General features: G+C 55.0%; 26 protein-coding genes. All 26 read right to left on the bottom strand.

All coding sequences use genetic code 11. From position 1 onward, the window contains the following. Positions 1-85: 85 nt before the first annotated feature. The 26 genes from pilV to C1N64_RS19820 all read right to left on the bottom strand — a co-directional run bounded on the left by pilV (position 86) and on the right by C1N64_RS19820 (position 25719). Complete coding sequence (pilV, locus tag C1N64_RS19945; protein ID WP_394515130.1) at positions 86-1516, bottom strand: shufflon system plasmid conjugative transfer pilus tip adhesin PilV; 1431 nt, start codon at positions 1514-1516, stop codon at positions 86-88. A gap of 5 nt (positions 1517-1521) precedes the next feature. Further along, positions 1522-2205: an A24 family peptidase gene (locus tag C1N64_RS19940; RefSeq protein ID WP_394515129.1), complete on the bottom strand. Its 684-nt coding sequence runs from the start codon at positions 2203-2205 to the stop codon at positions 1522-1524. After that, positions 2202-2687: a lytic transglycosylase domain-containing protein gene (locus tag C1N64_RS19935; RefSeq protein WP_325993146.1), complete on the bottom strand. Its 486-nt coding sequence runs from the start codon at positions 2685-2687 to the stop codon at positions 2202-2204. Before C1N64_RS19935 ends, C1N64_RS19940 begins: the two co-directional genes overlap by 4 nt. Positions 2688-2691: 4 nt before the next feature. Continuing rightward, the gene (locus C1N64_RS19930; protein ID WP_394515128.1) at positions 2692-3282 is read right to left on the bottom strand and encodes a type 4 pilus major pilin; all 591 of its coding nucleotides are present in this window, start codon (positions 3280-3282) and stop codon (positions 2692-2694) included. Positions 3283-3291: 9 nt separating this feature from the next. After that, positions 3292-4407, bottom strand: coding sequence for a type II secretion system F family protein (locus C1N64_RS19925; protein WP_394515127.1), 1116 nt, complete (start codon positions 4405-4407; stop codon positions 3292-3294). Next, complete coding sequence (locus C1N64_RS19920; protein ID WP_394515126.1) at positions 4397-5959, bottom strand: GspE/PulE family protein; 1563 nt, start codon at positions 5957-5959, stop codon at positions 4397-4399. Before C1N64_RS19920 ends, C1N64_RS19925 begins: the two co-directional genes overlap by 11 nt. 7 nt (positions 5960-5966) lie before the next feature. Beyond that, positions 5967-6470 (bottom strand): type IV pilus biogenesis protein PilP, encoded by a 504-nt coding sequence (gene pilP, locus C1N64_RS19915; protein ID WP_325993149.1) that lies wholly within the window; start codon positions 6468-6470, stop codon positions 5967-5969. Beyond that, positions 6457-7740 (bottom strand): type 4b pilus protein PilO2, encoded by a 1284-nt coding sequence (pilO2, locus tag C1N64_RS19910; protein WP_394515125.1) that lies wholly within the window; start codon positions 7738-7740, stop codon positions 6457-6459. Before pilO2 ends, pilP begins: the two co-directional genes overlap by 14 nt. Positions 7741-7742: 2 nt before the next feature. Continuing rightward, entirely contained in the window at positions 7743-9416 is a 1674-nt protein-coding gene (locus C1N64_RS19905; protein WP_394515124.1) for a PilN family type IVB pilus formation outer membrane protein, read from the bottom strand. Between the two features lie 10 nt (positions 9417-9426). Further along, positions 9427-9870, bottom strand: coding sequence for a type IV pilus biogenesis protein PilM (pilM, locus tag C1N64_RS19900; RefSeq protein ID WP_394515123.1), 444 nt, complete (start codon positions 9868-9870; stop codon positions 9427-9429). Between the two features lies 1 nt (position 9871). Further along, complete coding sequence (locus C1N64_RS19895) at positions 9872-11167, bottom strand: PFGI-1 class ICE element type IV pilus protein PilL2 (protein WP_394515122.1); 1296 nt, start codon at positions 11165-11167, stop codon at positions 9872-9874. Positions 11168-11513: 346 nt separating this feature from the next. Next, positions 11514-11972 (bottom strand): hypothetical protein, encoded by a 459-nt coding sequence (locus C1N64_RS19890; RefSeq protein WP_375096917.1) that lies wholly within the window; start codon positions 11970-11972, stop codon positions 11514-11516. Next, a complete protein-coding gene (locus C1N64_RS19885) occupies positions 11972-12847 on the bottom strand; it encodes an STAS-like domain-containing protein (protein ID WP_394515121.1) in 876 nt (291 codons plus the stop codon). Before C1N64_RS19885 ends, C1N64_RS19890 begins: the two co-directional genes overlap by 1 nt. A gap of 270 nt (positions 12848-13117) precedes the next feature. Further along, entirely contained in the window at positions 13118-13549 is a 432-nt protein-coding gene (locus tag C1N64_RS19880) for a DUF29 domain-containing protein (RefSeq protein WP_375096915.1), read from the bottom strand. Between the two features lie 99 nt (positions 13550-13648). Further along, positions 13649-14203 carry a single-stranded DNA-binding protein gene (locus C1N64_RS19875; protein ID WP_325992165.1) on the bottom strand — a complete coding sequence of 185 codons (555 nt, stop codon included), beginning with the start codon at positions 14201-14203 and terminating at the stop codon, positions 13649-13651. A gap of 75 nt (positions 14204-14278) precedes the next feature. Next, a complete protein-coding gene (locus C1N64_RS19870; RefSeq protein ID WP_162285959.1) occupies positions 14279-14788 on the bottom strand; it encodes an STY4534 family ICE replication protein in 510 nt (169 codons plus the stop codon). 631 nt (positions 14789-15419) lie between these two features. Beyond that, entirely contained in the window at positions 15420-17438 is a 2019-nt protein-coding gene (locus C1N64_RS19865) for a DNA topoisomerase III (protein ID WP_394515120.1), read from the bottom strand. A gap of 15 nt (positions 17439-17453) precedes the next feature. Then, positions 17454-18179 carry a PFL_4669 family integrating conjugative element protein gene (locus C1N64_RS19860; RefSeq protein WP_394515119.1) on the bottom strand — a complete coding sequence of 242 codons (726 nt, stop codon included), beginning with the start codon at positions 18177-18179 and terminating at the stop codon, positions 17454-17456. A 372-nt stretch (positions 18180-18551) separates the two neighbouring features. Further along, positions 18552-19796, bottom strand: a complete 1245-nt coding sequence (locus C1N64_RS19855; protein WP_162285961.1) for an STY4528 family pathogenicity island replication protein — start codon at positions 19794-19796, stop codon at positions 18552-18554. A 78-nt stretch (positions 19797-19874) separates the two neighbouring features. After that, positions 19875-20105, bottom strand: a complete 231-nt coding sequence (locus tag C1N64_RS19850) for a ParE family toxin-like protein (protein WP_029569407.1) — start codon at positions 20103-20105, stop codon at positions 19875-19877. Next, positions 20105-20698 (bottom strand): DUF2857 domain-containing protein, encoded by a 594-nt coding sequence (locus C1N64_RS19845; RefSeq protein ID WP_029569406.1) that lies wholly within the window; start codon positions 20696-20698, stop codon positions 20105-20107. Before C1N64_RS19845 ends, C1N64_RS19850 begins: the two co-directional genes overlap by 1 nt. Before the next feature lie 84 nt (positions 20699-20782). Further along, positions 20783-21526 (bottom strand): DUF2786 domain-containing protein, encoded by a 744-nt coding sequence (locus tag C1N64_RS19840; RefSeq protein WP_394515118.1) that lies wholly within the window; start codon positions 21524-21526, stop codon positions 20783-20785. Further along, positions 21516-21773 (bottom strand): TraR/DksA C4-type zinc finger protein, encoded by a 258-nt coding sequence (locus tag C1N64_RS19835; RefSeq protein ID WP_162285963.1) that lies wholly within the window; start codon positions 21771-21773, stop codon positions 21516-21518. Before C1N64_RS19835 ends, C1N64_RS19840 begins: the two co-directional genes overlap by 11 nt. Next, the gene (locus C1N64_RS19830; RefSeq protein ID WP_394515117.1) at positions 21766-23478 is read right to left on the bottom strand and encodes a ParB family protein; all 1713 of its coding nucleotides are present in this window, start codon (positions 23476-23478) and stop codon (positions 21766-21768) included. Before C1N64_RS19830 ends, C1N64_RS19835 begins: the two co-directional genes overlap by 8 nt. Further along, a complete protein-coding gene (gene dnaB-PI / locus C1N64_RS19825) occupies positions 23475-24839 on the bottom strand; it encodes an SPI-7-type island replicative DNA helicase (protein WP_394515116.1) in 1365 nt (454 codons plus the stop codon). Before dnaB-PI ends, C1N64_RS19830 begins: the two co-directional genes overlap by 4 nt. Then, entirely contained in the window at positions 24832-25719 is an 888-nt protein-coding gene (locus tag C1N64_RS19820) for a ParA family protein (protein ID WP_394515115.1), read from the bottom strand. The genes dnaB-PI and C1N64_RS19820 overlap by 8 nt, the downstream gene beginning before the upstream one ends. Between the last annotated feature and the right edge of the window lie 144 nt (positions 25720-25863).

The raw sequence follows: 25863 nt of genomic DNA, 5'->3' as shown, positions 1-25863 counted from the left end.
CAACCCCGGATATCCCGGTCAGCAGTATGAAACTCAGACCGCCAGAGGGCGGTCTTTTATTGCACGCCCGTTATGTATAGAGACATCACTGGTAAATGAAGCCGTTGAAGGCGCCCGGTGAACACCCGTATTCCGGCAGGGGACTGGAAACAATGCTGTAGCTGGTATTTGCCGGCACCTGAAAGCTGATAAATCCCGCCTTTGCCCATCCCGTATTGTTATCGTGCGCCTGCGCCACAAACTTTCCGCCCGCGTAACCGACAAGGTCATAAGTATTGGAGCAGTCACCATCGCCAATTTGTCTGTGGACGGTTGACGCGCCGCCCGTAGCATAAACGGTAATGGTATAGGGCTGACCGTTATAGCCATTATACTGCCCCGTGATATACCCAAGGTCAGCGTACTGGCCGTTTGATTTCACCCCCACCCAGACGTTGTTCTGACAGGAAAGCGGGGCACCGCTCCAGTCGCGACTGACGTTCCCGTTTCGGGGACACCAGGCACCGGGACTGTTCACCTGGTTGAGCTCCAGCTGGCCCCCGACATTAATGTTGGCTTCTGAGCTGAGATAGTTCCCCCTGATCTGACCGCCGGTATAAATGTTTTTATTATTCACGGCCCTCACCCAGTCGTTATCCGACATGTAAAAACCACCGCCGTGAGATTCATCGAGCCAGCCTTTGCCGTCGCGGGTGATAAGCCAGCCACTGTTACTGCGGATATCGCCGTTCGCCGTGATGTTGCTGCCGGCAGACATGTTGCCGCGTGCATTCACATCCTGACCCGTTACGGTGCCGTTTGCCGTGACGTTGCTGCTGAAATTGCCGTTTGCCGCGTTCACATTGCCCGTATTGTTCAGGTCATTTCCGCCCATATCGATGCTGGTATGCATGGTGTTGAGGTCCGGTTTGCCGTTCACCGCAAAGCGGTATAACCGGTCACTCTCTGCCCTTGAGGCGCCCAGGTCATCCGTGGTCAGAAGTGCCGCGATATGGCCTGGTGTGGTGCTGACGTTAAAGGTCTGGAGTGGGGCTGACCAGCCACCCCGGGCGCCGGTCACCGTGCCCGATGTGCTGATATAACCGCCCATGCCTGAGTTAATGCTGACGGCAATCTGATCCATGGCCATAAAGGGTAGCGGACTGCCGTTCTGCGTGTAAATCAGCGCCTGCAGCTGGTTATTCTGCGACGCATTGCGCACCACAGAGGCCAGGTACTGCTGGCCGTAGTCGTTGGTTTCTGTAAATCCCGGCTCCAGAAATCCCGTGTTTTTCAACATGGCCGGCGTCACGCTAACCGGCGCGGTCGACAGCAGCGTATCGTAATAGCGGCCCGTATAGCTTTTCACGGCCTGGGTAAAACGTGATGCCTGCGTGGCGCTTCTGAGCCAGTTCTGTCTTGCGTTCCAGTCCTGAATCAGTGAACTCCCCCAGACGCTGATAAAAACCAGAACGATAAGCGCAGCACCCGTGCTGAGAAGAGCCCAGCCACGATCGGGATATTTTTGTGTTGGCATGATGTTCACCAGGTAATAAGGGGCTGATAGAGCTGAAAGAGCGTCACCATTACAGCGCCTGCTGCCAGCCAGGGGCCTAAGGGGCCGCCCTCTGAAGCGCGGCGTGACTGTAACTGCCACAGCGCAAAAAGCAGGACGCCGATGCCGACGGCATGATAACCGCTGAACCCCAGCCAGGCGCAGACGGCGCCACTCATCCACACGTCACCCATTGCCGGATTTTCTCTGCCGCCCTTGAGCAGGCTGAGGTGGCGCAGACCGCCGGTAACGACCAGCATGGTGGTCGCCGCCACAATGTGTGAAAGCAGCGCTGACAGAGCGGATACAGAGGCACCTGTCAGCGGCTGCCAGAGCGAAGCCATCAGACCGGCAATCAGGCACTTGACCGTCACGGAACGTGGCAGCAGTCCGGTGAGTGCATCGGTCAGGGTCAGCCTGAACAGGAACAGGATAAAAAAGAAAGCCGGCAGTCGCGCTGACAGGGGGGAGAGCATGGTCAGGGTCGCGGCCGTTGCAAACAACCAGCACACAGCCAATTCGGTGACATCCTGATCAACAGTGACTGAAGGGTACAAAGACAATTTCAGGTCTGTGCGAACGCGGGCGGCCATCAGACACAGCAAAAGAAGAAACAATGGAAAAAGGCCCGCAGCGAACTGCCAGGGCATACTCAGGGTCAGCAGTGTCACAGTTTTATTCCCCGCTCTTTTAACAGCAGTTTTTTATAAATGGCATACACGCGGTTGGCGTAGGACTCGCGGGTTTCGTGCCGGTCTTTTCGAAATCCTGCGTTGTACGAACCCAGGCAGTTCCAGCTGATGCCACAGACCTGAAAATGGGTGGCCAGAATCCAGGTGCCTATCTGCACGTTGAGGCAGGGTTTTGTCAGCAGATCCTGCGGGCTGCTGATAAAGCCCTTTGCGATAAGCGACGGAATATGGGTTGAGTTCACCTGCATCAGTCCGTAATCCGTGCTGAGTGCCCGCCCTGTGCGCGCATCACGATTTATATGTGTAATACCCGCGTGCAGGCTGCTCTCACCGGTTGCTATCGCCTGAATCAGAAGCGGGTCGATGTGGTATTTCGCGCCCGCTGCGTCAAAACAAAACGCGTGCGCGCGGGCGCAGAACAGAACTATTAGCATCAACACGATTAGCACAGTACGAGGCATGACATCAGCCGTTGTGCGTGAAGACCAGTGTGTTATTGCCGGTCCGGCCGCTGTCTGCGGTACAGGCCTGACCGATCGCCTCAGAGCTCACCTGACCGCTGCTGAAATCGGTACTGTTGATGGCCATTGAGCTGGAGGAGCCTGCAGAAGCCATGCGGGTGGCAATGTCAATGCAGCCGGCCTGCGTCACGCTCTGGGTCGTCACTGAGAATCCATTGTTATAACCATTACTGTTTGCCACCGGCGCCATGACCACCTGTCCACCATAGCTGTTGGTGAGCGTCGCGGTGCCGGATGAGGCTGTGCCGTGCACGGTAAAGCCGGACGGTGCGCCGCCTTTCTGGATCAGGAAGCCAGTCATAGAGGCGCCGCTGCTGAAGTCATAGCCGTTAGGTCCTTTTAGTGCCGTCCCGTTGCTCATCATAGTCTGCAGGCTGGACACCTCCGTTGTGGCGTCTTTGGCAGTGAACAGCTTCCAGACGCCCCCCAAAACCACTGTGATGACAATGGCATAAAGAAGGCCGATGGCACCCTGTTCCATAAATCCCCAGCCCCGATCAGGGTGCTTTCCTGCAGTATTGTTTAAAAAAGACATGGTGCGTCCTCAGTGAAGGTTAAGTGAGCCGGAGTCCTGGATCTGCATGACCATCATGATGATCAGCGCGAAGAACCCCATAATCAGAAGCATGGATAAAAGACGGGTTACATTAGCCCTGCGGGCCACCCGCCTGAGGGTCTGTGTCAGCCAGCGGTCGGCATAGTTGCTGATAAGCTCAGCGGCACCGTCTCCGTCGTCAAGCAGTGACAGGTAGTTCACGGCCTCGCGGCTAGGGAAGTCGTAACCACTTTTGCGCAGCGCCATACCGAGTGAGTTGCCTTCACTCATCTCGTCCATCGCCGCATCAAGGCGCTCCTGCAGCCAGGGCGGCGCGAAGCTGTGCAGCAGTTGCATGGCTTCAAGCTCATGCACTCCGGCCCCAAGAAGGGCACCGGTGTTCATCAGAAAGACCGCACCCTGCAAATCTTTATAGAGAGACCAGGGCATAATGCTGTCAGCAAGACGACGAATTCTGCCGCGCCACCGGGGAAGGGACCACAGGCTGGCCACAACCAGAGCAGCACCGGAGAATGCCGCTGCAGGTCCCCACTGTTCTGTCCAGTCAGAAAGCCCCTTCATGAACCCGAGTGCCCCGGTCCAGCTGGCCGGATCAGACATTCTGCTCAGCATCGGGACGAGGGACTGGTTATTGACCCCGAGCAGACCGCCGCCCAGCACGAGCAGAACCAGCGGGTAAACCGATGCAAACACGACCTGACCGAAGATCTGCTCACGGGCATTGATGAGTTTGTCTGCCTGCATCAGGGCAACGGGAATATTGCCCGTCTTCATACCGGCACTGATCAGCGCGGCCTCTTCGTAGGGCACCCATACCGCCAGCACATCCGCCAGAGTCCGGCCTGGCGAGTTATCCCGGAGCCCCTCAAGGCAGTCTTCGGTAAGTTCAAGGAAGGGATGCCATTTCTCACCGAAACTGGTGTGCACCTCGCCAATCATTTTCAGCGAGGTCTCAAGATGCTTTCTGTTTTCCAGCAGAAAACGCATGTTTTCATAGAAGACCTGCCGGTGTGAGCCGGTGAAGGTCAGCCTGACGGCGTGATAGCGGCATTTTTCAAAAAGGGATAAGTCTCGCTCAGTGCGAAAGCGCAGATTACGCGACATTGGGAACCTCGCAGCGCATCAGCTCGTCTTCGTCCAGTGGGCAGACCAGGTCACCTTCAAGCGGGTCAACGCGCCCCTCAGCCAGGTAGCGCAGCAGGTGCATCACGCGGGTGATGCCGCCTTTGTTCACCCAGTACTGACGGGCCACGGCCGGTCCCTGAGTGAGCCACAACTGCATCATCATCGCGTCAGTGCGGACGACTTCCACCACGGCAGTACGGCCGGTGATGCCTTTGCTGACAACGCGCTTCGTGACCGGGATGACTTTGCGGCAGCGGTCGCAGCCTTCCTTATTGCGGAAAAAAAGCTGCTCAGGACGACAGCCCCCCTTCACGATGCAGTATTTTTCCAGACGCTCGCGGGTATCGCTGTCCAGCTCAGGCAATTTGTCTGCCCAGGAGATTTTGCAGTTGTCACACAGCACCGGCACCAGACGCTGACCAATCAGCCCGGTGATAAGGGACGCATCGGCCAGCAGCTGTCGCTTGATGCCAAAATGCTCCATGCGACTCAGGGCGCCGATAGCGCTGAGCGTGTGCTGGGTAGACATGAAAATATGCCCCGTTTCGGTGCCGTAAATGCCCGCCATAATGGAATAGAAGTCACGCATTTCACCGTTCAGGATGGCGTCGGGATCGAGACGCAACGCCGAGGCGTTAGCGTTATTCCAGGCCCGGCTGATGGCTTCCGGCGTGTTGTCATCGGGCATAACCGGCGTCTGGATTGCGCCGGGGATAAGGCCTTCCGGCGGGTTTTCCAGCGTCAGCAGGCGCTTTTTACCGCCGGTAAGCGTCAGCCAGATATCGCTTAACACGCGAAGGGTGGCGCTTTTTCCGGCCCCGGTCGGCCCGGTCACCAGCACCATGCCAGACGGCAGGCGAAGAATCTGCGTGATGATTTTGATCTGCTCAGCAAGAAAACCCAACTGCGGCAGTGTGGGAATGTTTTTGCTGTCATCGGGGATCATGCGCATGACCAGGTAGAGGCCGTCAGGCGTGGGGCGGTGTTCGTAACGCGCCCCAAAAAGGCCGGCCTGACGCGCAAATTTCGAACTGACGCGTCCCGACTGCTCGCGCCCCGCGACAAATGACTGTTCGCGCACGTCGCACATGGAAATATACACAGTGGATGCCAGCGTCGTTCCTTCCTCGTCGGTGAGCTCGTCAATCACCTCAAGCTCACCGTGGATGCGCAGCTGAATGACGGTAAGCTTGCGGTCGGCGCTGATTTCCAGATGAATATCTGACGCATTCAGTTCGTTCGCCAGGCGGAAATAGCTCAGCACTTTATCCTGTGAACGGCTGACGTCCTTTGTGCTCAGGTCATCCTCCGTCACGCCCGGGCCCAGTGCGGCGGTGCTTTCACGACGCTGGTTCAGCTCACTGAGCGAAACAAATTCGGTTCTGGCGCCCGGATACTGTTTCGCCGAGTCCATCGCCCAGCGCTGAATGGCCGGGTCCTGGCGGCGGTTTTTATCGATAAGCAGCGTCACGCCCTGAACAGGGTGGTGCTCGGCGAACACAAAGTCTGCGATTTCCTTAGCCGTTATCATCTTTACCTCAGAATGAAAGTTCGGTGTCGTCACTGAGACGCACAAGCGTTTCGGTTACGGCCGTCACGCGCTTAGACGTACCGGGGACGGGGTCGCCTTTGACCACTTCAGCGATACCACCGCTCGGCAACAGCAGGCGGGCACGGAGCTGGCCGGGCTTACCGTAAATCTCGACCAGCCGGATGCCGGCAGACTTAGGAGCTGCTGAGCTGCTCTCTTTTACCTGTGAGGATGATGACGGCATCTGCCCCGCCTGCGGATAAGAGGAGAGTGGCGGAACGACGGCTGACAGCGCTGGCGCAGAGGTGACAGGCGCCTGGCTCTCACGCAGCTGCTGCTGCAGTCGCGCCGTCTGTACCCTCTGCTCAAGCAGCAGGTTTTGTGCCTGAGCGGATTCCAGCTCGCCCAGGGTGACGTTGGGCGGAAGAGAGCCGCTGTCTGCTGCCTGAGCGTGATGCATCAGCGTCCATGACAGCAGCAGACAGATAACGGCAGGGCTATTTCTGCGCATAAACGCTCCCCTTAATGGTGTAATTGAACTTCGCCTGCTCGTTCATAGTGATGGCCACGCTCGTCAGACGAATCCCCGTCGCATCCAGCCCCTGAAACAGCAGCTCGGGCTGCAGGCGGGAGTTGATGATGAAGGTGAATTCCCGCCAGTCCTGCGGTGCTGTTTTCATTTCCTGCCCGGGGGCGAGAACAGGCGGCTTAACTTCATCAAACTTCACATCAATGTTTCGCCGCTGCAGGTGAGAGATGAAGCGCATCAGAAGCGCCTCAGCACCAGGCAGCTTTTCGTCTTCAAACAGCTCAGGAGTAACCCTGGCAGGGATAAATACATCTCCGTTTTTACCGCCTTCCTGAAGGTTGAAGACCGCATCAAGACCAAACAACTCTTTGACACGTCTGGCAAAATCGCTCACCGTGGCGCCCGGCGTGGCGGTGTAGCGAAGGCGGATGCCCTTCGGAATGCATTCCGCATCTGAAACGCGCCAGCCGGCAACAGAGGCGTACAGCGGTTCACGCGTCAGCCAGCAGAAGCTGAGCATCACAGGCACCGGCAACTGATGCGCCCAGGGATGCGGCGCTGAGGCCGGCAGCACAGGTTTTGCCGGCGTCATGGCAAGCCGTGCGCGGAAAGCGGCTTCATCGGCGGCCTGTCTCGCCCGTTCGCTGAGGGTGTCGCGGGCATACCAGCCGGTGCCCAGCAGTGTAATGAGCAGTAAAGAAGGAAGCGCGAGCGCGGCCGGGGCCACGCGTCGGTGTAGGCGGCAGCGTCTGAGCTGCGTTCTGGTCAGGCGCGACGTGAAGGAAAGCGCATCGGTGCCGTCTTCAGCCCTGGCGGCGCAGCGGATTTCACCTGAATCATTGAAAAGCAGGAAGTTTTCAGCCGCTGCCTCCACGTCAGCCCGGGTGCCGGTCACGTCGCCCATAACGGACAGGTGACCGTTGCTGACCGCAAAAAACACCCAGCATTCCTGCTCACTGCTCAGACGGTATATACCCCAGGCATTGCCGCCTTCGCAGAGCTGAAACGCCACGGCCAGTGAATACACGCCACTGCGGGTCCGGCCCGGCGAAACGTTACCCACCAGGGTATGCGGGCGACTCCCCTGAATCCGGTAATGCGTATCCGCTGCCCTGACGCCGTGTCGGAGCCACTGAATGCCTGAAGAAGCCTTTTCCCACTCCACACCGGCAACCCATTCCCGGCGGTTCTTTCTGTCCCTGACAGTTACGCCGTTGTTGAGATGAAGTGATGCTTTCATTTTGATTTTCATCGTTATTGCCCCAGCAAAACCGGCGTAACCATAATGACGAGCGTGGAGCGGCTTTTCGCACCGCTCTGACCGCCGCCCAGGATAAAGTTGTCAGGCGTGAACGTTCCCTGTTTATTAGAAGAGGCGTTCTGCTGTTCAGAACCGGTCAGCACCAGCGTCTGGCCGGCTCGCAGGTTGACCTTGCGGGCAAGCCCTTCGGTTGCCGTGTTGGCCACGTCGTTACGGGTATTGCCGTCCTTACTGATGAATTGTGTTACGTCAGGCGGGGTGGTATAGCTGAAGGCGAACTGCAGCTGAATATCCCCGTTCTCCTGAACGAACGGAAGCATGGTCATAAAGAGGCCGGTTGTGATACTTGAGACGGTCTGGGTTGACGTGACGCCCACGTTGGCAACGGCCGTCGAGGTAGAACTGTTCAGCAGTCCGGTGCTTTTTGAAAGCTGGTAGGCCACCGGTGTCAGGTTGGCGGTCGGGTCGGTCTGGTTAAGCGCCATGGTGACGGTGCCCTGCTGAGCCAGTGCCTTCAGCATCAACTGCGAACCGGAAAACTTCGCTGCACCGCCGCTTGCAGTATCCAGGATGGAAATACCGGCGCTGCCGGCATTGGATGGTGCGCCGGCAAATGTGCTGCCAAGTGTTGCGCCAAAGCCGGTAACGCTTTTCACAATAAGGCCCCAGTCCAGGCCTCTGTCGACATTACTGGTCTGGGTAACCCGGACAATCTGCACGTTAAGCTGGACCTGCCGGCTCAGAACTTTATTCTGGTAATCGATGTAGCGACCGACCCGGTCCAGCACCTCCGGAGTGTCAGTCACGCTGAGCGTGCCCGTGGCGTCGGACAGCCAGTAGCGACCGCTTTTCGGCGTCAGGATCTGCTCAACAGTTTTGCGGATATCGTTGTACAGGTCACTGTTCATGCCGTAGTCCGTTTTCTGATTTGAACTCACCTCGCCTTTAGTGCCGCCGGTGCCGCCTTCTGAACCCAGTTGTGTACCTGCACCGGACGTTATCGATGCGGAGCTGTTGACTTTGGTATTGAGGATGGCGAGCTGGAAGGTGCGCGTGTCCTGAATATAAAAATCTACGCGGCCTGCTGAGCGCCTTACGGACAGACCCAGCGTGCTCGCCGCGATGTTAAGCGCCTCCTGCGCATCGCCCTGAAAGCGTGTTCCCTGGAAGAGAAGAGGCTCAGACGACGACATGGCCGCCGGCTGCGCTGACATTCCCATCTGTGCCAGCGGAACGCGACCATTGTCGTCCGGCGCAGGAAGGCGGCCATTCATCTGGGAAGTGACGATGCCGCCACCCGGTGTTTGCAGCAGCGCAGCGGACACCTCCGGCGAGATGTAAACCCGGAATCCACAGATGGCGTTAATGCGGCTCGCTATCTGCGGCAGCGTCAGCCCTTCGGGGTTATTCAGAAATACCGGACAGGGCGGCAGTTTTACGCCGTCAGGTGCCGATATTACAGGCTGTATAGGTCTGAGATTGACCCATGGTTTATCCGACCACACCACAGCCGGCTGAGTAATCTCCTGGCGACTCTTAAGCACACGCTGGGTTGTGTCAGCCTGCGAATTATTCTCTTTTTCGATGGTTGAGACGTCTCTGACTGAGCACGAAGACAACATCACCGCAGCGGCCAGCAGCGTCAGTTTTAATGGGGTGCGCGACATCTGCTGCTCCTCAGTTAAGGTAAACAATGCTCCCCTCCGTCACGCCGGACGGAAGGGAAAGATTCATATCGGTGCCGTCATACATACGCAGCCGGCCCCCGGAAACGGTCAGCGCCAGCGCAGAACTCGCTGACTGATTACGGAGCGCGGCATAAACCCCCGGCGTGTCAGCGACCCAGACCCACAGCCTGCCGTTCTGGATGACGCTCTGAATCCGCTCATCAGGGGGCGGCATCATGCCGGTCGCCGCCGGCGAAACGGGGCCGTCACCCACTGAGCGGCCATGCCGCCAGTCGTTTACCGCATCTGCCGTTCGCAGCATGTCGGTGGCAAGCCGGGCGGGCGCGGCCACGGTCACTGACTGCGTGACAACGTCAGAATTACGGCGCTGGGCGTCACTGGCCATCAGCAAGAAGAACATGGCCAGCGCGATAACCGGCAGGGCAAAACCCATCTCACCGCCCTCCGGGCGTGGGTGTGTCGCTGACGGACACCAGGCACTGAATGCGGTTTGCTTCGGCAAACAACGGCTTTTCAGCGTGGCGGTACAGGTCAAATACCTGCACCAGAACCGACTCGAAATTGCCGTGAAACACCAGAGGGGCATCGATGCGGTAATCCAGCGTGACGGGCCAGATGAGGACCCAGTTGCCGCCATTGGCGCAGGGCGCTTTTGCCGTCCAGGCGGTGAGCGCTTCTTTAAGGGTGGTGCCCGGCTCAGCCCGCCAGGTCTGACCCGTGGCAGGCGGCGTTACCGGCGTGCCCGTCGAATAAGTGGGTACGATGCGGCTGTCCGCAGCGGGTGCCGGTGTGACAGCCGTGGACGGCTGCTGATGCACGACGGCAGAGGCTTTTGGTGCGGCATTCACTGTAGTCAGGGGTACTGTTTTGGTTTTGACGGCTGTCGGAGTAATGACGGTTCGATTCTGCTGTGCCGTGGTGCGCGCAGCAGCTGCGGTTCCCGCTGAAGCTAAAGAGGCCGGCTTCTGTGAAGAGGCCGATAAATTGCCTGAGGTTACTGACGACTGACTCTGCTGCAGTACCGGCGAGGGTACGCTGAGGCTCTGCGGTCTGAGCCCTGAGGGCGTGACCACATCGCCGGTGAAGGGGTTTCTGGCAAGCCCGGATGCAGGCGTCTGTACTGATACGGCTTTAGTCTGCACAACCGGAGCTGCGTATGGCCTGGTGACCGGGGCGCTGACCGCAGGGTGAATGGCCGGAAGGCTGGCAGCCGGCGCTGAAAAGCTGCGGTACTGGTCGCGGAGCTCGAAGCAGACTTCGCGGTTTACTTCGTCCACCTTCAGACGCCAGGCGGGACCCGCGACAACCTGAAGTGCTTCACTGAGCTTCAGCGGGCCGATGGTGCGCTGAACGGCGGGCAGCGGACGGCTGAGCAGTTCAGAAAACGCAGCGGTCGTTGCTGAACACAGTGAATAGCCTGACTCCAGCAGCAGATAGCGGAATCCTTCACCGACCGTGCTGACCAGCTGCGCCGGCATAGTGATATCGACAACCTGATTCAGCGGGTCCAGCTGCGCATCGGCAGGGCGGGTGCTGACCAGGGTATAGCGATCGTAGCGCACCACCTCAGGCGAGCGGTTGCGGTAGATATCATCAAACCGGGCCGGTGTGCGGCTGCGGGAATACACCGATGCGTTGTCTGTCGCGGCTGCATTCACACAGCCTGCCAGCATCACAGTGCAGGCAATGATGCCGGCACGTTTACCGGCCTGTCCGGAAGGTACTGCCATCAGGTTCCACCCCAGGAATAGTCTTAATCAGGATTGCTATTCTGGCTGTGGCGTAAAACCGGACAATTCAAAACTCTGACCGGGAATCTAACAAAAAAACTCGGGGCGGGCATTGAGAGAAAGAAGCGATAATTTACAGCTTGCGCTTTCATAAAAGGGGTTAGCGGACAAATGGATTGATGCTCTACGCAAAGAACTTATCTTACGAAATGTGTAAATGACTTAACCGTCCGTGGGAGATTTTTTTTCGCAGCAATATGACTCCACTGAATATCACCACGTGGGAACACCGCAAGCCCCAAAAACAAGTTTTGTGACCTGGCAGTGTTTTCATTTAGGTAGCGAGCTAATACTTTTTTGTTCGCGATTCGAATAACTCAATTTTTAGCTTTTCTGAGTGATCTAATACTTTCTGTATATATGCGGGTATTTTAGCTTTGTTTAGTCCCGCGCTATTAAATTCCGCCCCCGTACAAGCATCACATAGATCCAAATATTTTTCTTCAATCTTATTTAGTGGGTGAATCTTATACTCCTTGGCGAGATGGTTGATGAGCATTCCAACCTGACCTTGCCTTCCCAATATTTTTGCCTCTGTAATTTCTTTGTTTTCTTTGTTAGTTGACGACCAGTAAGAGCAAGACATTTCTTCTAAGGATTCTATTTTTTTTAGTACCTCTTCGACTCTTTTAGAAAAGTCCTGTGCTTTCACTGTATATCTTGTACGCCACCAGTTTGTAAATATAACCACCAAGCCGCCAATTAAAGCTGATGTAACAGCAATAGCTATTTTTTCATAATCCATTATTTCGCACCTTTAATATATCTAATGGCTTGTTCGGTCAAAAAAGGTTTATCACTTATGATGTTTAATTTTGATAAGAGCACATCTATATCATAACCGTTTTCACGGACTAAACCACCGAAAGCTTCTTCAAGGAAAGATGACCCGCAAGTAGAGGGCCCGTCTAATTCAAGGTTTACTAAATCATATTTTTCAAGAGCTGGTACAAGATGGTCTTCTCTCAAATGTTGACCGCTGGACGAACTATCTGATTTATAACGCCCAAAAGGAATTGATCTAAGTGTCTTTGAAAGAACGAGAGTGATTGATTTTGCTTCTGGCTCGTCGTGAAAATTTTTGCTGGTGACTTTGAAGGTAACTTTCGTCCCTTTTACTAAATCGTTCTTCTTTTGAAAAAGGATCTTGCCCGCTGAATTTGCCTCAAAATATGCAATTCCAGAATGTATCTTTAAGTTTAATATATTTTCATTTTCAAGCGCCCCTAGCAACGAGGGTAGTCCCTTCCCTCTGAATCCCCCTAAATCAAGTTCACCAGCCATAGCCATATTCAAAATTTGATCATCTTGCTGAGTTGTGGCTAAAGCAGGCAGTTTATTTAATATTGTAACCGGTATGGTAGCACCATAATCTAATAGAACAAGTTCAAGAGCGTCATCATCATAATTAACATATAAAGAAAAGATATTTTTCTCTTTTGATCTGTAAGTGTCAGGGTAACCATGTTGCATGGAATTTAAAACCACTTCTGAGCCACAACTTAATAAATAACTAAGAGTAGAGTCTTCTAAATCACAGGAGCTAATTATTTCGACTAATTTCTCAATGATATCAAAACCAGAAGTTGACTCATTAAAATGATAAACACGCTCTTCCATTCTGTTTCCTTGTTATGGATGAAAATTAACACTAATGCTCAGGTGAGTTCTCCAGAGGGGGGCACTTGAACTTTTCCTTAAACATCAATCTATATAATCTTAATGGCTAAAGCAATGATCTTGCATCTTATTGATTTCAATAAGATATAATTACAATGGCGATAGTAACGAACTTGCTGCGTTAACTTGATCTACCACATTCTCTTATCAAAGATGATAAAAAGCCAGCATAAGCTGGCTGTGTTGATCCGTGACGAAACAGCGGCAGTTTTATTCCGGATAGAACTCCAGAGACAGGATCTGCCCCATATCCCAGATACAGTCTTCAGGAAACACATCAAGTTGCGTTTCCTGAGCGGCAGAAGAGACAGCATCGGCCCAGACGGTCGCAATCCAGTCTGGATCGGCCAGTGCCACTTTCAGACTCGGCGTACCTTTTATATGCAACGCCAGAGCTTTACGCTGCTCTTTGATGGTACGTTGCCAGCTTGATCCTCGGCGTCCAGACTGGAACTTCCATTTGAGAAGATGTGCAAGCAGAACCGCCATACGACTGGCTAATTCACGCTTTTCGCTTTTGCCCACGTCTTCGATCTCCTCGGCGATATTAGCAATATCAATCTCAGAGAAACGACCCGCACGCAGTAAAGCCGCCTGCTCCTGTGCCCAGGCAACAACATCGGCTTCATATCGTGTATTCATGGTTGATCTCCAGTGACATTCCTGATTTATGAATATCATTATAGAATAAAAAAGCGCCAGAAAAAACTGGCGCCGCGAGGGTGTAACCTAATGAATCCTTTACGAAATTGCGTAAATGGCCTTACGGCAGACGCCATAGCCGTGTCCGAGGAACGGTATGTCATCGTCAAAGTCCATTGGCGGCTCGTTCGCCGGATTACTCGGAGCCGTCTGTTGTGCCTGAGAAGGCTGAGGCTGTTGTGGCTGACCCCATCCGCTCTGCTGGCCTGACGGCTTATTGTTTCCACTGGTGTTGGTGCTGCTTTTAGCCCCGCCCAGCATCTGCATTGTTCCGTTTACATCAACCACGATTTCGGTCGTATAGCGTTTAGTACCTTCGCTATCCTGCCATTCCCGTGTTCTTAGTTTGCCTTCGATATAGACCTGTGAACCCTTACGCAGGTATTCACCGGCAATTTCAGCCAGCTTTCCAAACAGAACGACACGATGCCATTCGGTTTTTTCCCGGTTTTCACCGGTCTGTTTGTCACGCCAGGTTTCTGAGGTGGCCAGAGAAAGACTGGTCACTGCAGTGCCGTTTGGCATGTAACGAACATCAGGGTCCTGACCGAGGTTGCCGACCAGGATAACTTTGTTGACGCCGCGTGCGGACATAATGAATTCCTCTTAGAAATGGGGTTGAGAGGAACACACCCGCCGGGATGTGTTCCGGCGGTGTGTCCGTGACGCTTAGAAAGATTCCGGATCGTAAGCCTTTTGAGTGGCCGGACCGGTTTCTGGCGTCTGGGAAGCGTTAGGAGCCTTGTAAACAATGTCCTGCCCCTTTTTGATGAACTCGACCTTTATCAGGCGAGCCTTCAGGGAGGGACGTGATTCACCGGCGTGCTCACCGCTTTGCAGGGTAAACACATCGGCTTTAAGGCCACTGAGTACAAATCCAATCAAAACTTTTTCCTCTTCATCAACGGCTTTCTGACAGCGGTTGATGAGGGAGGTCTGCTCTTTACCTGCAACGGTAATGTCGAAGCGGGTATAGGAAGCATTGTCAGTCGGACCGGTCAGGGCATTGATTACGGCACAGGTAAACTCACCATTAGCGCCCTGCAGTCGACGAATCGAACTGAGGTAGCCGATACCACTGACGTTCAGGTTGAAATACTCTTTCTGGTTGTTGCCGGTAGTGGCAGAGCCAGCAGAAGCAGTGTTGTTTGAAGCAGGGGTGTTTGCAGTTGCAGTCATGATGTTATCTCCGGAGTAAAACGAAACAGGGCGCGGAGAAACATCAGTCCCGTGCGGGAGAGAGTTTCCCGCAGGGGGTCAGCAGATAACTGCCGACAGGCTGTATTAGTGAAGTGGACCTTGACCTTAAAAGGCACCTGTTTGCAAAGGTTAAACAGGTTTAAACCGCCCGAAAGCGCCATCTCTCAGGTTGTGATGGCATTGGCATGTGATTACCCGAAGGCGTTCCTCTCAAATCACCGGAACATTGGCAGTTGTCGGAAGGACAACGTTTAGCCTCTTTATCTTTCACGTACACGCGGCGCTTGTCAATCTGGCCGCGTATAAAAATTCATCAGTGCGCGGATAATAAAAAGCGGCACCTCTCGGCACCGCCATCGGGGTCTGCACCATCGACCTTTTGTTAACCTGCCTGAGGCAGTTGCTCCGCTGGCGTGTTCAGCGCCCGGCACGGGTTTCACGGAGTTTTCGTGCCTTACCGTCTCACGCTCAGGTGTGTGCGTGGGCGGTCAGACTGTACTCCGGCAACACATGCATTAGATGCTGACGGAGCCCGCAGTCACGGGGTGCGGCTTCAGAGCCGGCGTCACAATAACAAAGGCGCTACCCGCCCGCAATCGGATAAGACGGGTTAATTCTTTTTTGTTTTTGGCGACTTAGCGCGGGCGGGGCTTTTACGCCTGCCTGAATCCAGACTGATGATGCCTTTGCATTCCGGGTAGCGCGTACAACTGCGGAATTCTCCTTTAGGGCTCCTGCGAAGGGCAGTTTTGTTGCCGCAGAGCGGGCACGGAGGCGAAGGCGGCACCCGGATGCTGATGCGCTGCTGCATTCCCTGGCTAACCAGCGTCGAGGTCCAGGCGGTCTGACGCTGCAGAAAGTCGTTCAGGTTCATACGGCCGGCAGCCACTTCATCAAGCGCCTGCTCCCAGAGCGCAGTCATACCCGGGTCGGTCAGCTGCGCTGGCAGGGCATCAATGACGTCCGCCCCCAGGTCTGTTGCCAGCAGTTTGCTGCCTTTCAGTGTGATGAAACGGCGGCTCAGCAGTTGCTCGATGATGCCAGCCCGCGTTGCTTCAGTGCCGAGCCCGGCGTTTTCTTTGAGGATTTTACGCAGCTGAAGGTCCGTGACATAAGCAGCGGCGTTCATCATGGCACCAATCAGCGTGTCAAAGCTGTAGTGCGCAGGCGGCTGGGTCATCAGCTGTTTAACGTCTGCGCCAGTAACGCCGCACTGTGACCCTTTGCTGAGCGGTGGAAGGGCTCCTGCGCTCTCTTCGTCATTAACTTTCTTATCCTCTTCATCCTTTGTAAACAGCAGTTTCCAGCCCTTTAAGACTTCAGTGCGGCCAGTCGTGCGGAACAGCTGGCCACCGATATCAAAGGAAATACGCGTTGCGTCCGATTCACTGAGTGGCAGGAACTGGGCAAGGTAGTTGCGGCGGATAAGCAGGTAAACCTGACGCTCATTCTCAGTCAGGGTGGACAGCTGAACGGCATTGCGTGTGGGGATAATGCCGTGGTGCGCCGTGATTTTTTTATCGTTCCAGATACGGGAAACAAATCCTCTGTCCAGCTGTGAAAGCAGGGATGCGAACTCAGGTGAGGGGTCAGTCCGCGCCATGGCATCAAACACGGCCGGGATTTCTTCCCGCATTGATTCCGGCAGCCAGCCGCAGTCTGTGCGGGGATAGGTTGTGGCCTTATGCTTTTCATACAGGCTCTGAGCAGTGTCCAGCACCTGCTGTGGCGACATATTCCACATCTTGCCGCAGGCCCGCTGCAACGTTCCCAGTGAAAAAGCCAGCGGGGCGGGCTCTTTCTCGCGTTTTGTTTCGTACTCCGTCACCGTAGCGACACCCGCCTGACGGCAGAGCTGCGCCACCTGCTGAGCAATATTCTGGTGAATACAGCGCTTTTCCTCATCCGCATAGACGGCGGCCGGCACCCATGACGCCTGAAAACTGACACCTGAGGCGCTGAGCGTTGCCTTAACCTGCCAGTAGGGCTTCGGCATGAAAGCGGCAATCTCACGGTCCCGACGAACAACCAGTGCCAGCGTGGGCGTCTGTACCCGACCGACTGAGACCACGCCCTCAAAACCTGCTTCGGCAGCCCGGAGGGTATACAGCCGGGACAGGTTCATGCCGACCAGCCAGTCCGCGCGTGAACGACCCAGCCCGGCATGGTACATCCCGACCGAAGCCTGTCCCGGACGCAGGTCGCTCAGAGCAGCCCAGACGCTGAGCTCGTCCAGGGCCGAGAACCACAGGCGTAGAATTTTCCCCTCCCAGCCGCAGTAGTCCAGCAGTTCGCGGGCGATGACTTCACCTTCGCGATCGGCGTCGGTGGCAATCACCACTTCATCTGCCACCCTGAGCAGTTTCTCAATGACTTTGAACTGATCCTGAGTGTCCTTTTTAACGACAACCTGCCACGCTGAAGGGAGGATTGGCAGCGCAGACAGCGACCAGGGCTTGCCGTACTGCTGGCCATAGATCTCTGGGGGCGCGGTCTCCAGCAGATGACCGACCGCCCAGGTGACCGTCACGCCGTTACCCGTCATAAAACCGTCACCCCGGCGGGTCGCGCCCAGTACCCCGGCCAGGTCGCGGCCCTGGGAGGGTTTTTCGCACAAGAATAACCGCATCACCGGCCCCCCCGCTTACTGGCCAGCTTTATAGCGCAGGCGCAGAAAGTTCACGCTGGCTTCATTAACTGGCGGGGAGAACGCCGAGCGTTTGTCACCGAGCAGAACGGCCCGGTCGGGTTCACCAGCTGCTTCGCAGGCTTTTCGCCAGGTTTCATTATCTTCAGCGGCATCGATACGAGTGGCGTCAACATGACGGTATGAAAGTACCGTACCGTAAATCTGTCGTAAAAGGCGGCCACCTTCGCTCAAGTACTGGTCTCTTTTGGAACGTGTTATCAGACCATAATGTGACGCCTGCAAAACCTTTTTGGCAAACTGATCGAATCCCATGAGCAGGAATACACAGCGATAACCCAGAGGGGTCCTGGTAAAGACATTAATGTCGAGTGGCTCAGCTGATTCCACGTCGCTGACCGACACACCCTTAGGCAGCATACTCATGTCTTTATCTATCTGTTCCAGCAGAGAAGTCATGGCTTCAGAAGCAGACCTTATTTTCTCTTCAAGCTGGAACATCGCCTGATCTGCCCAGGGGTTATTCCTGAGCGAATCCTGATTTATCTGGCCCGCTCTTTGAAAAAACTGAGGCATACCGATAATCCCGTGCCGCCCGGGCTTATCAGATTCATTCTTTTCTGGCTTACGTCCCTGCCAGAGCCCAATTGCATAATTAGTATGAAGCGCTATCGTCATTTCGGACTGTAAAGCACCTGTCCGCTTGTCCGTTTTATCAGCCATTGTCGACACCTGCCGTCAGTTAAGATGAGTCGACATCTTCCTGAAATCTAAGGTTTTACAACAATGTGAAACTAATAATCAGCTAATCGCAATTTATTTTGCTCATTTTTTAGCCTTGCTGCCACTGGCAGCAAGGTTACTTTTTAATCGCTTTTACATTAGATTTCAGTATTCCATTGAATGAGTAATCGGCTTAAATAGATTGGATTGCTCATTTATTAATCTTGCTGCCAGTGGCAGCAAGTATATTTTTTAACCAACTATCGTTTGTGGTATCAGCATTTCACTATGAAAATTACAGTTTAAGGTCAGGGCTCCTTGCCGTTGATGGCTACAAATCTGACTCCTGTACTGGCACCCACCCTTAATCACTTACTTGAACTGCTGCCTGATAGCGGCAATGGCAGCAATAACCTGTTCAGCTGATGCCCTATTCTCAGGCAACACCGCAGGATTGACAGACGAGGCGGTAATCAGTGCTGACCTGTTTGAGGCACTGTTAACAGGCTGCGATCCACTCTGGGCTGCGGGTGTGCCCGGGGAATCAGACAGCCTGAATTCGCCCTGTCGGGCGCGTTTCAGCATGGTGAACATCCAGCCGGCAGGATTCGCAAGGCGGCCTTTACGCAACTGTACCTGCAGCAGGCCACTTAGGGCGTTTGCCACCGGCATCGGCAGCGCACCGAACTGCTGACTCACCATCTGGCGGTCTTCGGTGCTCAACACGGAGAGAAAACTGTCAGGCAGAACCGGCGCGTCAGGGACGTACGTTGTTTTAATCACACTTTGTGTGAAAGAACGTACGTTATGGTTCGAATTTCGAACTCTGTTGTAAGTGACTGATTTTGTACTTAGTTCGGATTCCGTACTCGGTGATTTTCGACCCTCCGCATGACTGAGTTCGGATTCCGAACTCAGTGTTAAAGGGGATTTTTCAGCAGCTTTCTGACTGAGTTCGTTTTTCGAACCCGGCCGTGCCGCACCGCTTTTCCGCACCATGTCCAGCGGCGTCGAGGGCGCATTCAGGCGACTTTCAACCAGCGCAAGGCGGCTGTGGCGGTGGCGCATGCCGCTGTCCTGAAGAATGTCGTTAACAATGGCCAGCGCCGTCATGCGCACGGATTTGTTCTTACTCTGGCAGCTCTGCTCAACCAGCGTCAGCCAGCCCGGGTCGAAGGTCTCTGCATCACGGTAGCCCAGCGGCTCATCGTGCTGAGCATAGATGTTGCCACGTACCCGGCCGCCCTCGTCACGGACCTTTTTACACAGGCTTATCCATCCCGTGAGACGCAGCATCAGTAGCGTGCGGCTCACGGTTTCACGCGAGGCTTTGTCTGAGTGTGCTGAGGCAAGCTGTGCCTGCAGTTCATCATAGGTCGGAAATACTGCGCCCTCATTCTGCTGTGCATAAAGGCGTATCATCACCCAGGCAGTTTTATCGAGCGGCGACAGGCGCGTGTCGAGAAATAAACGGCGGGGAAACGCGTCGTGGACGTTGCCCATAAACAGCAGGCCGCTTCGTTCCTGACCGGCGTCGCCGCTCACTGCCCTGCGCTCAAGGTTTTTTTCCATACGGGACAGGGTATGCGCCACGATGCTGTCGGCGGGTATGTTCATTTTTTGTTCCCCTTCTTTGCCTGAGACAGCACAGTGCCGGGATAAACCCGGCACTGTCTGGTCTTCGCTGGTCGTCCGTTACCGGCGTATTTCACGGTTGTACGTCTCATGATCCATCAGCCACCACTGCCGGCCCCCGTCCTTGCTGAGAATTCGCCAGCAGGGGCCGACGTCTATCTTGAGGTAGCCGTTGCGGGCCAGCCGCCGGAACACCTTTTTACCGCTGCAGACCGCCAGGAACAGCTGCTGAGCGCGGCGTCGTACTGACGGGGAGACCTGCTGACGCCTGGTGAAGTCGCTTAACCGCATCAAGCCCCCTTGCGCAGCGCAGGTACAGAGGAAGTATGCAATGCCTCCCGGCACCACTGGCAGACCTTTGTCCATACGGCGGTCAGCGACAGACCGTGAAGCTCTGCCGCCAGCATCATCGCCTCCAGCGCTTTGTGTGATTCAGGCGACTCAAGACCGGCGTTTTTCCACTCGTTCCATAGAAGCGCATCCTGCTCCTCGGTCAGAGACTGCGTCCGGCCCTGGCGGCTCTCGATGCCCATCAGCCGGCGACGGCTGCTCACATCAGAAGGTGACATGCCAAAGTATTTGTCCATCAGCTCCATAGAGCCGCCGAGCTCAAGGGCGCGGTCGATCATCAGCATACGGGCCTGCTCGTTGCGGGCCTGATTGAGTATCAGCCAGAAGTTCTCGTGGTTTAATTTGACGTCCAGGACGGACACCTTCGACTGACCAATGTAATGTAGTTCGTCGAGGCTGAGGCCGCTGAGCACGCGAATTTCCTCAACTGACAGGCCCATCGATTCGCAGCGGCGGATATTCCCGCATTTGATGTCCATAAGCAGTGAGTTCAGAATACTGGCTGTCGCGCCGGGAAGGTTTTGCTGGTTCACAGACCACCTCCCGGGCAGACCTGGCTGGTCAACTGTATTGCATCAAAAAGCCAGCCTGACAGGCAGGCCCCCAACAAGAGTGTGTTAATCATTGCGTGTGTCTCCCGCCGTAAGCTGCTTATTAGCCTGCGCCCCTGCCAGGCCGTGACTGAGTTCGGCCTGACGGCCTGCGAACCATCCGGCGTTCCTTGCCAGCAAATCACCGCGACAGTTTTTCGCCTGACGCGTTACAACATCCGATAACGTCTGCCCCGAATGCCGCTGCGCAAGCCAGCGCTGTAGCACCTGATTCTCACTGTCAGGCGTACTAAAAGACTGCAGAACCTGCCACACGCCGGAGACCCATCCTTCACGGAACTGGTCGGCGCGACCGCGAAGCGTACTCTTCTTAATGCGCTGCCTGCGGTAAGTCGACATGTGCGCATCAGTTGCCGCCCGCACTTTGCGCTGCAGCACGGTATAGATATAGACGGCCAGCTCGGGACGTTCCCCGAAGCCGTAGAAGTGGAGTGAGCGACGTACCAGGCGCAACCCACCCGTGCTCACGTAACCGTACCAGCCGAACCAGCACCGGCAGCCTGTAGCCATGCATACCACTATTGCCAGCGAGTGCATCCAGGCGGGCACTTTCTCAGCGTTACTGGTCAGTTGTTCGCAGACCGATTCACCTATCTCACTCAGCGTAATTTGATCGTCAGTCAGGCCGTGACGGCGCATAAGCCGCTGAGCCAGCGCAACCGCCCGGGCGGCTTCATGATCGTTGCTGTTATGCGTCCCAAGCGCCATCAAGCGACGGATACGCCGGGTGAGTTTTGACTTATCTGCCATGATGAGCCCTCCTGTTACCGCCCGCCATGTGGCGGCTCTTTTTCTCCTCTACGTACTGACAGTCGGCGCAGAGTTCCGCCCCCGGCATTGCACGCTGACGGGCAAGAGGAATGGCAGCACCGCAGCAGTCACAGAATTCGTTTGACGGCCTGTCAGAACGGAGCTGGGACCGAACGGCGTCAATTCCACGCTGAATAAATAAAGCCGTACTGGCCTGTGCCATCTCGTCGTTCAAATCATCAGACATTTTCTCCCCCTCTTGCGGCAAGGCGCTGCAGCTCACGCAGGCGGCGGATGATGCGGATAAGGCGCATCATTTTGACCACCATGACGTCGTCAAATACCGGCGTGTCAGCTGGTTCCTGTGAGCCAAAGAAATTCAGACAGAACATGAACATGTTGCACTGCTGATTTGGCAGGCGTCCGGACAGGCCTGAGAGGAAAAGGCTGAATTCTCTGCTGCCGCCTGATACGGAAAAACCGGCAGACTCAGGGCTTTTGTCCTCACTGATGTCGCTTACACAGCCCATACCTTCGGCAATTTCATAGACCAGCCGATAGGCCATGTCCTGGAGATGCTCAACATCATCCTGCATAGCCGGAATCAGCCAGATGTCGCTGACGGGCTCAAGACCGGTTTCTGCAAAGCTCACGGACCCGGCAGAAACCGACACAGTGTCGTCATGCTTTCTGAACGCAGAAACAAGAGAATGGCTGCTTGAAGAAACCAGATCAGGGCCGTGCACACTGTTTGTGTTTACGCCATCACCAGTAACAACGGGACGGCCACCAAACAGGTCATTTTGGATTTCACTGCGCGGAAGACTGCCGGTGCTAATGCCGTGACTCTCAGGCAATACAATGTTGCCTGCTGGCTCAGTGGCAGGTTCGGGGCGGGTTGAACCGACAAGAGTGCCTGCGCGCAGGCCGGTGACGGGAGTGACGGAGGTCGGGTCATCCGGCAAAACGGTAACAGGCGCAGACTTCCCTCCGGGACGTTCCAGCGATTGACTGAGCGTCAGCGGCGGCATGGCTGGCGGCTCACCAAACTGTTCACGGCGCTTCTGCTCCTTAGGGTCGAGCTCTATCAGCCAACGATCATAGTTGAGGCTGGGATGTGGCAGAGCCTTCACCAGTTGCCCGATAAACTCATCCCTGAAGGTCTCAAAAGCATAACTGTCAGTGTGATCAAAGGGGTGGCAACTGGCTGAGAAGACCTCATCAAAAGTGATGGAGGGAGCTGTCTCATGAACATACTGCGCCCAGACTTTACAGGCCTGAGAGCGTATACGGAGTAAAGACAGTACTTGCAGTCGGGGGAAGCCGCTGTTGAGTAATGTAGGCAGGCAAGGCCACAGGTACTTTATGGTGTCTTCCATTCTACTGATAGTCGAGTTATCAACCGGAAGTCCCTCCCTGTTCAGCAGTTCAGATAGCTCCCGTAATGTCACCGTACGGCCCAGAATTTCCTCCTGTATGCAACGGGCATTGTGAACGCCAAATGCTTTATCTATATATGTGAGGTCTCCTCTGACTTCATTCTCGGCAAGGTGGCCAACAAGGCATTTGAGACGGCCCGGCCAGGGTTTAAAGACGGTCAGAATACGGTAAAAACGCTCATCACCTGTTTCCTGCCAGAGCTCACTGAGGATTTGGTAGCGAGTGTTTCCGCCGTCACTGAAGATGTAAACGTCCTCTCCGTCCGGATCGCGTGTGACTTTAGGAACCGTATTAAGCCCGCCTGCAAGCACTGACGCCTTGATTTCGTCATAACGAGAATTTTTACTTTTACGCGGATTGTCAGGATTGGGACGGAGCTGATCCAGCGTCAGCACCATCGCCATTTCGCTGACCGGCAGCGGAACAGCAGCAGGCGTTTCAGTCTGTTTAACGGGGCTTTTTCCCCTCTGCAGCATAGCTTTTCCCAAATCGAGGTTACGTATGTTATTCATGCGAATCTCCCCGTGGCGGCCTGCAGATTTTCAAAGCGGGTGTAGCGGCCCTCAAAGCGTAGGCGCAAGGTGCCGGTTGGGCCCTGACGCTGCTTGCCGATGATGAGCTCAGCCAGGCCTTTATCCGGGGAGTTTGCGTTGTAAACCTCATCGCGATAAACAAAGATGATGACGTCAGCATCCTGCTCAAGGGCACCCGAGTCACGCAGGTCACCATTGTTGGGCCTCTTATCGGCCCGGCTTTCCAGTGCACGATTGAGCTGAGAAAGTGCCACCACAGGACAGCCCATCTCTTTGGCCAGCGCCTTCAGCGAACGAGATATCTCTGCGATTTCCTGGGTGCGGTTTTCCTGATCCGGACAGCGCATGAGCTGAAGGTAGTCGAGACCAATGATGTCAGGTTTACCGTAGCGGCGGGCATTACGTCGCGCACGAACGCGAAGCATGGCTGGCGTCAGATCACTGGTGTCATCAATGAGCAGACGCTCTTTAATATCCTCTGTGAGTAACTTAAAAACATTCGAGACGCGGGCCCAGTCCTCTTCGTCCATCATTCCGCTTTTCATACGGGTCAGGTCAACATTGCCAAGCGACGAAACCACACGCATCAGAATTTGCTCTTCAGGCTGCTCCAGGCTGTAAAACTGGCTGTTTGAGGCCACGTTTTTCATAAGAGAATTCATGATGATATTAATTAGGAGTGCAGTTTTTCCCATGGAGGGGCGTGCCGCGACGAGAACAAGGTCACCCGGCTGAAGTCCGCTTGTGAAAGCATCCAGGTCGTCAAACCCTGTTGGCGTGCCCGTGATGCCGTCAGGAGTCTGACAGCGTCGTTCAAGTTCGGCCGCCAGCTTTTCCAGCCCGTCAACGATGGTCACGCCCTGCTGTGGTTCGGCCCGCTCTGCAAGCTGCGTGATTTTCCGCTCGGCCGTTTCCATCGCGGCCGCGATGTCAGCGCCCGGCGCGGTGGCTGACGCATGTATCTCACTACCGATGGCTGCCAGCTGGCGCCCGCGACTGTAGCGGGCCACGATGTCGCAATAGTGCGTGATGTTAGCCACACTGGGGGTGTTTTTGGCGAGCTCAGCCAGATAGGCAAAACCGCCAAGTTGCTCAAGCAGGTTCTTGCCCCGGCTTTCAATACTTTCGGTAAGCGTTAGCAGGTCAATCGGCCTGCCTGCCGCCACAAGATTCGACATGGCATTGAATATTTCCCGGTGAGCCTTATGAAAGAAATCATCAGGCCCAAGACGCATGACAACCTCATCCCAGCACTCATTGTCCAGCATCAGGCCGCCAATGACGCTCTGTTCCGCGTCCAGTGCATAGAGGCCCGGAATATTTCGGCGGTTATCAGACATGACACCCTCCGCTGACAGCAAAGGAGTCAAAACGCTCTTTGAACTCGGGGAACAGTTCACTCGCAAGCTTGTGCATAGAGTCAAATGCTGAATCGCTGACGCGGGACGTTTTGCTCTCAAGCCGGTGAACGGGGAGTCCGCTGGCATGGCCCTGCTCATAGACGGTGAGATCGTAAATACGCGTCTGCAGCATGGATATGGCTATTTCATCAGCATGAGCGCTGTACTCTCTGCTGTTAATGATGGCTTCGGCCTGCTCAAAGGTTGTTTTTGCAAGAGCTGTATATTTCATGCAGTTAACGAGCATGCGCACAGCCGGCAGTCTGATCCCGAATGCAGAGTAGGAACGCAGGTCCTCCATCAGCGCGACCGTTCCGCGTAAAAACTCCCTGACATCTGGCAGCACAGGCTTGACCATGCCAATCATTTCACCCGTCGAAGCCAGTATAATCAGCTCTAGCATTACGGATTTGGCACCCTGTGAATCAATCAGGATCACGTCATAGCACTTAAACAAAGGAGCTGAGAGCGCATTGCGCAGACGTACACGACCATCGGGCACATTAAGCATGTGGGTCGGGAGGAGATTACGGGGATCGTTCGATGCAATCAGATGAAGGTTATCGATGGCGGTGCGGGAGATGATGTTATCAGCCACTGACAGGTCTGCATTCTGCATAAGCAGTTCATACAATCCGCAAGGGGCTTCATAAGTCAGAGGAAATATACTGCTGGCCGTTGGCTGGGCGTGATCGCCATCAATGATGAGAACCTTCAGGCCGGCATCAGCCAGAAATCCACCAAGATTAGCGGTTTGAGTTGATTTACCCTCTCCACCTTTGGTAGAAACAACGGGTATGACTTTAGTTTTTGAATGCATTTAATCACCTGATAACTATGCGTTATTCAAGTGCAAGCAAATGCGTACTTCACTGCGTTTTAGAAACACGGGGATTGAAAATCCCCGTGTCCCTGGTTCGATTCCGGGTTCGGGCACCACAAATTTGAAACCCTCGCTTCGGCG

The sequence above is a fragment of the Pantoea sp. SGAir0215 genome (genome assembly GCF_043543215.1).
This window is presented reverse-complemented; position numbering and strand designations above follow the sequence as displayed.

What these genes read in the sequence shown, in the direction of transcription:
- C1N64_RS19930 (WP_394515128.1), bottom strand. Translation starts at nt 3,282, where the DNA reads ATGTCTTTTTTAAACAATACTGCAGGAAAGCACCCTGATCGGGGCTGG.
- C1N64_RS19850 (WP_029569407.1), bottom strand. Translation starts at nt 20,105, where the DNA reads ATGCGGTTAAGCGACTTCACCAGGCGTCAGCAGGTCTCCCCGTCAGTA.
- C1N64_RS19855 (WP_162285961.1), bottom strand. Translation starts at nt 19,796, where the DNA reads ATGAACATACCCGCCGACAGCATCGTGGCGCATACCCTGTCCCGTATG.
- C1N64_RS19895 (WP_394515122.1), bottom strand. Translation starts at nt 11,167, where the DNA reads ATGGCAGTACCTTCCGGACAGGCCGGTAAACGTGCCGGCATCATTGCC.
- C1N64_RS19890 (WP_375096917.1), bottom strand. Translation starts at nt 11,972, where the DNA reads ATGGATTATGAAAAAATAGCTATTGCTGTTACATCAGCTTTAATTGGC.
- pilV (WP_394515130.1), bottom strand. Translation starts at nt 1,516, where the DNA reads ATGCCAACACAAAAATATCCCGATCGTGGCTGGGCTCTTCTCAGCACG.
- C1N64_RS19860 (WP_394515119.1), bottom strand. Translation starts at nt 18,179, where the DNA reads ATGGCTGATAAAACGGACAAGCGGACAGGTGCTTTACAGTCCGAAATG.
- C1N64_RS19870 (WP_162285959.1), bottom strand. Translation starts at nt 14,788, where the DNA reads ATGACTGCAACTGCAAACACCCCTGCTTCAAACAACACTGCTTCTGCT.
- C1N64_RS19925 (WP_394515127.1), bottom strand. Translation starts at nt 4,407, where the DNA reads ATGTCGCGTAATCTGCGCTTTCGCACTGAGCGAGACTTATCCCTTTTT.
- pilO2 (WP_394515125.1), bottom strand. Translation starts at nt 7,740, where the DNA reads ATGAAAATCAAAATGAAAGCATCACTTCATCTCAACAACGGCGTAACT.
- C1N64_RS19875 (WP_325992165.1), bottom strand. Translation starts at nt 14,203, where the DNA reads ATGTCCGCACGCGGCGTCAACAAAGTTATCCTGGTCGGCAACCTCGGT.
- C1N64_RS19905 (WP_394515124.1), bottom strand. Translation starts at nt 9,416, where the DNA reads ATGTCGCGCACCCCATTAAAACTGACGCTGCTGGCCGCTGCGGTGATG.
- C1N64_RS19820 (WP_394515115.1), bottom strand. Translation starts at nt 25,719, where the DNA reads ATGCATTCAAAAACTAAAGTCATACCCGTTGTTTCTACCAAAGGTGGA.
- pilM (WP_394515123.1), bottom strand. Translation starts at nt 9,870, where the DNA reads ATGGGTTTTGCCCTGCCGGTTATCGCGCTGGCCATGTTCTTCTTGCTG.
- pilP (WP_325993149.1), bottom strand. Translation starts at nt 6,470, where the DNA reads ATGCGCAGAAATAGCCCTGCCGTTATCTGTCTGCTGCTGTCATGGACG.
- C1N64_RS19880 (WP_375096915.1), bottom strand. Translation starts at nt 13,549, where the DNA reads ATGAATACACGATATGAAGCCGATGTTGTTGCCTGGGCACAGGAGCAG.
- dnaB-PI (WP_394515116.1), bottom strand. Translation starts at nt 24,839, where the DNA reads ATGTCTGATAACCGCCGAAATATTCCGGGCCTCTATGCACTGGACGCG.
- C1N64_RS19840 (WP_394515118.1), bottom strand. Translation starts at nt 21,526, where the DNA reads ATGGCAGATAAGTCAAAACTCACCCGGCGTATCCGTCGCTTGATGGCG.
- C1N64_RS19865 (WP_394515120.1), bottom strand. Translation starts at nt 17,438, where the DNA reads ATGCGGTTATTCTTGTGCGAAAAACCCTCCCAGGGCCGCGACCTGGCC.
- C1N64_RS19835 (WP_162285963.1), bottom strand. Translation starts at nt 21,773, where the DNA reads ATGTCTGATGATTTGAACGACGAGATGGCACAGGCCAGTACGGCTTTA.
- C1N64_RS19935 (WP_325993146.1), bottom strand. Translation starts at nt 2,687, where the DNA reads ATGCCTCGTACTGTGCTAATCGTGTTGATGCTAATAGTTCTGTTCTGC.
- C1N64_RS19920 (WP_394515126.1), bottom strand. Translation starts at nt 5,959, where the DNA reads ATGATAACGGCTAAGGAAATCGCAGACTTTGTGTTCGCCGAGCACCAC.
- C1N64_RS19885 (WP_394515121.1), bottom strand. Translation starts at nt 12,847, where the DNA reads ATGGAAGAGCGTGTTTATCATTTTAATGAGTCAACTTCTGGTTTTGAT.
- C1N64_RS19830 (WP_394515117.1), bottom strand. Translation starts at nt 23,478, where the DNA reads ATGAATAACATACGTAACCTCGATTTGGGAAAAGCTATGCTGCAGAGG.